The following is an 8104-nucleotide window of genomic DNA, read 5'->3' on the forward strand; positions in this document are numbered from 1 at the left end:
ACGCTCGGCCAGCTCGCGCGGCAGCCCCACCTCGGCCATCACCGCGTCGACCTTCTCCTGGATCTCCTTGCGCCCGGCGCCATGGACCTGGAGCGAGAAGCCGATGGTGCGGCCGACCGGCAGGTTGGGCGGGATGCAGTTGTAGGGGTCCTGCAGGAGGAGCTGGAAGCCGCGGCGCATGGTCAGGCGCTCGCGCGCCGACATGGTGGCGATGTCCTTGCCGTCGAACAGGATGCTCCCCGAATCCGGCGGCTCGACCCAGGACAGGAGGCGCGAGAGCGTGGACTTGCCGCAGCCAGATTCGCCTACCAGGCCGAAATTGTCGCCGGGGAACACGTCGAAGGTGACGCCGCGCACCGCCTGGACGACCTGCTTGCCGAAGAACCGGTCGCGATCCGGCACGCTGTAGTGCTTGGTGACGTCCTGGACCGAGAGGATCGGCTGGTTCTTGCCACCCGCCTTCGCCCGCGCCGCCTGCGCCTCCGCGGTGGAGCGCAGCGGCGGCTGCTCGGTCCAGATCCGCGGCATCCGCTCCAGGAGCTCGCGCGAATAGGCATGCCCGGGGGCTGCGACCATGCGGGCCGGCGTGGTGCGCTCGACAACCCGACCCTTGGACAGGACCAGCAGGTCGTCGGCGATCTCCGAGACCACCGGTACCGAGGTCGTGATGAACAGGATGCCGGCTTTGATGTCCTCGCGCAGGTCGCGCAGCAGGCGCACGATCTGGGCCGCCACGGTCACGTCCAGGGGCTGGGTGACGTTGTCGCAGACCAGGAGGGTCGGCTCGGCCACCAGCGCGTCCACGATCATGGCGCGCTGGAGCATGCCGCCCGAATACTGGCTGGGGTACTCACGGTAGCGGCGGGCGGCCGACGGGATGCGGACCCGGTCGAGCAGCTCGATGGTGCGCTTGGCGGCCTGCGCCATCGGGATGTCCGGCCGCACCGCGCGCAGCTTCTCGGCGATCTGCACGCCCACCGGGATGGTGGGGTCGAACGAGCTGCCGGGATCGGCCCCGATATAGCCGATATGCCGGCCGCGCAGGGCGCGGGTGTCGGCCTCGGACAGGCCGAACAGGTCGCGGCCGCGATAGAGCACCTGCCCGCCCTTGCGGAACAGCGGCGGGGCGATCCAGCCGGCGATCGCCTTGGCCAGGATGGTCTTGCCCGAGCCGCTCTCGCCGATCAGGCCCAGCACGGCCCGCTCTTCCAGACTGAACGAGACCTGGTCCAGCACGGTGCGGCGCTCCTGGCCGCGGATCAGCTCGATGGAGAGGTCCTTGACCTCGAGCAGCGTGGCTTGCTTGCCCGTCATCAGATCGTGCCCCGCAGCAGCATGTTGCGTGCGCGCTCTAGGGAGGCGCCCATCAGGTTCAAGGACAGCAGCGAGAGGAACAGGAACGCACCCGGCATGGTCGCGATCCACCAGGCATTGATCAGGTACTTGCGCCCGTCCGAGATGATCGTGCCGAAGGTGGGAGTCGGCGGCTGCACGCCGATGCCGATGAAGCCCAGGATCGCCTCGAAGATCATCATGCGCGCCACGTCCAGGATCGCGACGAAGGCGATCGGCGGCAGGATGTTGGGGGCCACCAGCATCAGCATGATGCGCAGGTCGGATGCCCCCAGGATCTTGGCACCGCGCACATATTCCCGGCGCCGCTCGGTGAGCGCCACGCTGCGGGTGACGCGCGCATAGGCTGGCCAGCTCGCCAGCGCCAGCACCAGAATCACCGCAAGCGGCGTGGGCCGGGTGATGGTCAAGATCACGATTGCCAGGATGATCAGCGGGATCGAGAGCTGGGCGTCGGTCAGCCGCATCAGGATCGTGTCGACCCAGCCACCCTTGTAGCCGGACACCAGCCCGATCGTGGTGCCGATGATGAACATCAGGATCACGGTGGAGAAGCTGATCAGCAGCGCGTTCTGCAACCCGATCAGCGAGCGGATGAACAGGTCACGGCCGAGCTGGTCGGTGCCCAGCGGATGGGCGAGGCTGCCACCTTCCATGAAGAACGGCGGCAGGAACTTGTCCTTCACCGAGATCTTCACCGGAGAGAGTTCGGTGACGAGCGGGAAGATGAGCGCCAGCCCGATCAGGATCACGAAGATGATCAGGCCGACCTTGAACTCCGGGCGCTTCCAGGCAGTGGCCCACAGGCGCCGGGTCGGGCCGATCGGACGCTTGACCGGGATGGTGGTGCTGCCGGCCAGGACCTCGCTTGCCATGGGCTCAGCTTTCCAGACGGGGGTCGATCCGCGCGGCGGCGAGGTCGACCAGGATGTTCACGACGACGAAGATGGCACTCGACAGGATCGCCACGCCCTGGATCACCGGGAAGTCTCGCTGGGTGACCGCTTGGACGGTGAGCAGGCCGATGCCGGGATAGTCGAAGATGTATTCGACGATCAGCACGCCGCCCAGCAGCGCACCGACCTGCACGCCGAACAGGTTGAGGATCGGCACGGCGGCATTGCGCAGGACATGGCCGTAGAGGATCTTCCTGGGTCCCAGGCCCCGCACCGCGGCGACCTCGACAAAGGTCTGGCGCAGCGTGTCGGCGACCGAGACCGAGAGCGAGCGGATGAAGATCGGCGACATCTCCACCGCGATCACGATCGCGGGCAGGATGGTGTAGGCGAAGTTCTGGTAGCCGATCGACGGGATCCAGCCGAGCCTCGCGGTGACCACCAGTGCCAGCACGATCGCGAACCAGAAGTTTGGCAGGGAGACGAAGATCGAGGACAAGTAGACCGCGAACTTGTCCTGCCAGCGTCCGGCATGAACGCCGCCGGCGATCCCGATCGGGATCGAGATGACCAGAGTCAGCAGCAGGGCCAGGCCCGCCAGCTGCAGCGTGTAGGGCAGCGTGTTGGCGATCAGCGTGGTGACCGAGGCGCGGGAACTGACGCCCTGGTCCTGGTTGGCCATGGCGGCACCGCCGCTCTCGGTCTTGATGTAGGAGTTGCCGAGATCACCCTGCAGCAGGCCGGTGAGGTAGCGCCCGTACTGCACGAGGATCGGGTCGCGCAGCCCCATCTCCTTGGCGGTCGCCTCGACCAGCTCGTCGGACGCCATGCCGCCCAGGATGGTCCGGGCCGGGTCACCCGGCGCCATGCGTACTAGCGCGAAGATCGCGAAGGATACGACCAGGATGATCAGGAGACCCTGCGCCAGACGACGGGCGAGAAAGGTCAGAATAAAACCCATTGCGGACGATTTCCTGCTGCCGAGGGCACCCCGACTTACACTGGAGCGGGCCCGGCCGGGCGGAAGGCGCCAAGCCCCCTTCCCGGCCGAACTGGTGTCTTACGCCTTGAACTCGGCCTTGACCGCGTCGATCGGGCCGTTCGGGAAGAAGTAGAGGCCCTCCAGCTCCGTGCGGTAGCCGTGCAGCAGGACGGACGTGAACAGGGACAAAGACGGCACCTTGTCGGCGATCACGCCGGTAGCCTGGCCGATCAGCCCCGCGCGCTTCTCCGGATCGGGCTCGGCCTGCTCGGCGTTCAGCGCGGCGTCGATGTCGGCGTCCTGGATGCCGTTGATCAGGCCGCCCTTGGGGCCCGCCTTGCCGTAGAACATCGAGCGCAGCACGAGGTCGGGCTCGGGCGAGCCGGTCGACCAGCCGCAGTCGGTCATCGCGGCATGGCTGGGCTGGCCGGCCTGCTGGTAGAGCCTGGCACCCCAGGCCGCGGTCTCCATGACCGTGAACTTGATCGGGAAGCCCTGCTCCTGGAGCATCGCGGCGATCACCTCGCCGTATTCCTTGGTCTTCGGGTAGAAGCCCGTCGACGTGGTGTACTCCATCTCGGGCAGGCCCTGGCCGTTCGGGAAGCCCGCCTGGCTCAGGAGCTCTTGGCACTTGGCCGGGTCGTAGGCCGGATAATTCTCCAGGTCGACATAGCCGAACTTGACCGGCGAGATGTAGTTGTTGGACGCATGGCCGGCGGCACCCATGACCGCCAGGACCTGCTCGCGGTCGATCGCGGCGGCCGCGGCCTGGCGCAGGATCGGGTTGTCGAACGGCGGCTTGTCGCAGCGGAAATGCAGGTACTTGTTTTCGGTCGCGATGGTGCGGCTGAGCTTGACCTTCGATTCGCTCTCCAGCGTCTCGTACTGCTCGGGCTCCAGCCGCTCGGTGACGTCGATCTCGCCCGACATCAGCGCCAGGACGCGGGTGGTGGCGTCGCCGATATAGGCGAACTGGACCTCGTCCAGGATCGGCTTGCCGTGCATGAAGCCGTCGAAGGCCTTGAGCACGGTGGTGTTGCCGCGCTGCTCGGCGAACTTGAAGGGACCGGTGCCGTTCGGCCGGGCCTGCAGGGTCGCCTGGTCGGCGATGTCCTTGGCCGACATGATCGGCAGAAAGCCTGCCAGGAAGTAGAAGGCGGCGGCCGGATAGTTGCCGACCTTGGTGTGCACCCGCACGGTCAGGTCGTCGACGACCTCGACCTCGCAGGGACCGGGATACCAGGCGGCCGGCCGGGTCGGCTGCGACGCGTACTCGAACGTCGCCTTGACGTCCTCCGCGCCGAACTTCTTGCCGTCATGGAAGGTCACGCCGTCGCGCAGCGTGTACTCGATGGTGTGGAGATCCAGGATCTTCTGGCCGGTGGCCAGTTCCCAGACGATCTCGGTCGGATTGTCACTCCGCATCGGCGTGCGAAACAGCTGGCCGAACACGAAGCCTTCCAGGTTGATCTGCGCCAGCACGGTATGGGACGTCGGGTCCCAGTTGCCGGTGACGGGCTCGCCGGACGCGAACACCATGGTCTTCTTGGCCTGGCCGTAGGCGCGCTTGATGAAGGGCGCCGGCAGCGTGAGCGCGGCAGCACCCACGGCGCTGGTCTTCAGGAAACTGCGTCGCGACGGTGCGACGATCGACGAGATGCTCATTTACCCACCCCTCCGGTTCCGGCGCCGTGACTCCCCCGTCCGACCGCCTGCCATGTCTTGTTGTCTTGCCCTCGCGCCGCCATGGGAGAATCGGGCCTTGCGTGGGGCCCGCCCACTTCCCGGGCAGCATGCGTGAGCGTAGGCGCGGCTTGCGACGAGCGTCAACGGCGCATACCAAGAAACCCACTAATCCCACAGTCCCGGAACCGACCATTGTCCGCCAGCTTCGCCTGCCCGCAGGGCTTTCTCGACCGGCTCGAATCCTTCTCGCAGATCGGCAGCACCGGCGATGGCGGCGTGGACCGCGTCGAGGCCAGCGCCGCCAACGGCCTGGCCCGGCGCGAGCTGGCGGAACGGATGGCAGCCGCCGGCTGCGAGGTCCGGATCGACGGTATCGGCAATGTGTTCGGGCTCATGCGTCTGGCTGAGCAAGAGGCGGGCCAGGAAGCACCCTGGGTGTTCGCGGGCTCCCACATCGACAGCCAGCCCAAGGGCGGCCGGCTGGACGGCGCCTATGGCGTGCTGGCGGCAGTGGAGGCGGCAGCGGCGCTGAAGGATCGCCTGAACGGGCAAAAACCACGTGCCAACCTGGCCGTGGTCGCCTGGACCGGCGAGGAGGGGGCGCGCTTCCAGCCGAGCCTCTTGGGCTCCTCGGTCCATGCCGGGATCCTGCCGCTGGAGCAGGCACTTGCCCGCAGGGACGGCAGCGGGGTGAGCGTGGCTGAGGCCCTGGACGCGATCGGCTTTCGCGGCACCGATCAGGCGCCCAGGCCCGCCGCCTATGTCGAGCTGCACGTGGAATGCGGCCCTGAGCTGGAGCAGAGTGGCACGCGCCTGGGCGTGTTCGACCGCTGGTGGGGTGCGCACAAGCTGGAACTCCTGTTCAGCGGCGCCACCGCCCATACCGGGCCGACGCCCATGGCCAAGCGCAAGGACGCGCTCCTGGCCGCGGCCGAAGTGATCACCGGCCTGCGCCGGCTGGCCGACACCTTCCCCGGCGCCCTGCACACCTCGGTGGGCCGCCTGGAGGTCCTGCCGAACTCGCCCAACGTCGTGCCGGACCAGGCCAAGCTGTTCCTCGAGATCCGTTCTGCCGATGCGAGCGTCATGGCGGATGCCCATTCCCGGCTGCAGGACCTGATCCCTTATGCCGCCGCGATCGCCCGCGTGACGCACCGGATCGTGCGTGACGAGTACCGCGCACCCGGCGCCTTCGCGCCCGGCCTGCGCGACCTCGCGCGCGCCACCGCGGCCGATCTCGGCGTGACGCCGCAGGGCCTGGAGACCATCGCCGCGCACGATGCCATGCCGATGGCGCGGATCTGCCCCTCCGTCGTGGTCGCGGTGCCGAGCCGCGACGGCCTGTGCCACTCGCCGCGCGAATGGACCGAGCCCGCCGACCTGGAGCTGGGCGTCGCTTGGCTGGGTACGATGCTGGAGCGGCTGGTGCTGGAAGGGCCGTCGGTCAGCTGAGGCTGGCAGCCGGTAGGGCCTCCCGGCCGAGCTCGCGGATCGCAGCCCGGTCGGGCTTGCCCTGCTCGGTGAGCGGCATCCGCTCCAGGGGCAGCCAGACCATCGACCGAGCCAGGGCAGCGCCGAACTGGGCCAGGACCGCCGCCCGGCACGCCTCGAGGTCGATCCTGCCGCCCGGCCAGGGGAGCATGGCAGCAAGCCGCGCTCCCCCGTCCGGCTCGGCCACCACCATGGCATAGCGTACCTGGGCCAGGCCGCAGAGCGTGTCCTCCAGGAGGGTCGGGGTCACCATCATGCCGCCCTCCCAGGCGATATCGGCGGTGCGGCCGAGCACGTGCAGGTAGCCGTCCGGGTCGAGCCGGCCGAGATCGCCGGTCCGGTACCAGCCGTCCTGGAACGCCGCTGCCTGCAGATCCGGCCGGTTGCGGTAGCCCGCGGCCATGGCGGGCGAGCGTACCTCGATCTCGCCGGGCTCCCCAGGCTCGACGGGCGCGCCGTCAGCGCCGCGGAAGCGGACCTCCACGCCCGGGAAGATGCGGCCGGCACAGGTGAACCGCTCCGGAACAGAAGGGTCATGCTCGGCTGGCGTCAGCACGCTGACCAGGCCGATCTCGCTGGCGCCATAGGTATGCGCGATCACCGGCCCCAGCCGGGCGCGGGCGCGGCGGCGCAGGCTAGCCGGCGCGGAGGCGCCGATATGGTTGATCACCCGCAGCGAGGACAGGTCGCGGTGACCGACGTCGGGATGGTCCATCAGCTCGAACAGCTGCGGCTCCACAAGGAACAGGTCGGTGATCCGCTCTACCTCGATCATGGCGAGCGTCGCCGCCGGCTCGAAATGGTCAACCAGCACCACCGTGCCGCCGCCGAGCAGAGTGATGTCCACCAGCGCCTGGGACAGGTAGGCCAGGTGGCCGTTGACCAGCTGGCGCCGCTTGGGATTGCTCCGGGCATGCACCATGGCCGAATAGGTGGCAAAGCTGCGGCAGCTGCCTTTCGGCACGCCGGTGGTGCCACCGGAGGAGACGATCACCGCCAGCTCGTCCGGGTGGGCTAGGCATTCGATCGGCTCGCCCGGCTCGCCCGCCGCGAGCCTGTCCAGGCGCAGCGCGTCAGGCAGGTCGATGCCGATGGCGGCTGTCCGCACTCTGGCCCCCTCCGGCAGGAACCCTGCCGTCTCTGGGAACAGGACCAGCAGGTCAGGAGCGATCTGCGCCAGCAGCTCCGCACGGCGCTCTGGCGTCCCCGGCACCGACAGGAACACCGCCGCGGCACCCAGCAGATGTGCCGCATAGCGGATCGCGAGTGCCTCGGGATGGTTCGGCGCGAACAGCGCCACGAGGCTGCCCCGGCCGATGCCCTGGCCGGCCAGGACTCGGGCATGGCGGTAGATCGTGCGCAGGAAGGCCGCCACGGTGACGTCCTGGCCCTGGTGCCGGATGAGTGGCGCCGCCTCGCGCTCGTGCAGCCCTGCGACCAGGGTCATGATGTAGGGTTGCTCGGGGCCTGGCACCTGGACCGTGAACATCGCCGCCTCCAACGGGCATCGGAGCTGCCACAAAACAATGGAAGCCATATCCCGCAGCCACGACAAGAAGCGAAGAATCGCCTCGCCCATTCTCCGCTCGCCGCCGCGGCTCGGTCGTGCCGGGCATCGCACGAGGCGAGCAAGAGACAAGGCTGCCCAACTACGGCAGCAACGGTGACGGCCGGCTGCTCAAGTCCCTGATCGGCA

6 protein-coding genes are annotated in these 8104 nt (G+C 68.5%); 1 reads left to right on the forward strand and 5 read right to left on the reverse strand.

The window, feature by feature from the left end; genetic code table 11:
* The 4 genes from EQG76_RS26430 to EQG76_RS26445 all read right to left on the reverse strand — a co-directional run.
* On the reverse strand, nucleotides 1–1314 hold a 1314-nt coding region (locus EQG76_RS26430), incomplete at its 3' end, for an ATP-binding cassette domain-containing protein (protein ID WP_159717849.1).
* Nucleotides 1314–2228, reverse strand: coding sequence for an ABC transporter permease (locus tag EQG76_RS26435; RefSeq protein WP_159717851.1), 915 nt, complete (start codon nucleotides 2226–2228; stop codon nucleotides 1314–1316). The genes EQG76_RS26435 and EQG76_RS26430, both read right to left, overlap by 1 nt.
* 4 nt (nucleotides 2229–2232) lie before the next feature.
* Nucleotides 2233–3210 (reverse strand): ABC transporter permease, encoded by a 978-nt coding sequence (locus EQG76_RS26440; RefSeq protein WP_159717853.1) that lies wholly within the window; start codon nucleotides 3208–3210, stop codon nucleotides 2233–2235.
* A gap of 99 nt (nucleotides 3211–3309) precedes the next feature.
* Nucleotides 3310–4896, reverse strand: a complete 1587-nt coding sequence (locus tag EQG76_RS26445) for an ABC transporter substrate-binding protein (protein WP_159717855.1) — start codon at nucleotides 4894–4896, stop codon at nucleotides 3310–3312.
* 213 nt (nucleotides 4897–5109) lie between these two features.
* Between EQG76_RS26445 and EQG76_RS26450 the strand changes: the two genes are divergently transcribed.
* Complete coding sequence (locus EQG76_RS26450) at nucleotides 5110–6369, forward strand: Zn-dependent hydrolase (RefSeq protein WP_159717857.1); 1260 nt, start codon at nucleotides 5110–5112, stop codon at nucleotides 6367–6369.
* Here the strand turns inward: EQG76_RS26450 and EQG76_RS26455 are convergent.
* Entirely contained in the window at nucleotides 6362–7897 is a 1536-nt protein-coding gene (locus tag EQG76_RS26455; RefSeq protein ID WP_159717859.1) for an AMP-binding protein, read from the reverse strand. The genes EQG76_RS26450 and EQG76_RS26455 overlap by 8 nt on opposite strands.
* Nucleotides 7898–8104 lie beyond the last annotated feature (207 nt).

The sequence above is a fragment of the Geminicoccus flavidas genome (assembly GCF_009806515.1).
Lineage (GTDB): Bacteria > Pseudomonadota > Alphaproteobacteria > Geminicoccales > Geminicoccaceae > Geminicoccus > Geminicoccus flavidus.

Coding starts and splice junctions, on each gene's coding strand:
- EQG76_RS26455 (WP_159717859.1), bottom strand. CDS start 7,897: ATGTTCACGGTCCAGGTGCCAGGCCCCGAGCAACCCTACATCATGACC.
- EQG76_RS26445 (WP_159717855.1), bottom strand. CDS start 4,896: ATGAGCATCTCGTCGATCGTCGCACCGTCGCGACGCAGTTTCCTGAAG.
- EQG76_RS26440 (WP_159717853.1), bottom strand. CDS start 3,210: ATGGGTTTTATTCTGACCTTTCTCGCCCGTCGTCTGGCGCAGGGTCTC.
- EQG76_RS26435 (WP_159717851.1), bottom strand. CDS start 2,228: ATGGCAAGCGAGGTCCTGGCCGGCAGCACCACCATCCCGGTCAAGCGT.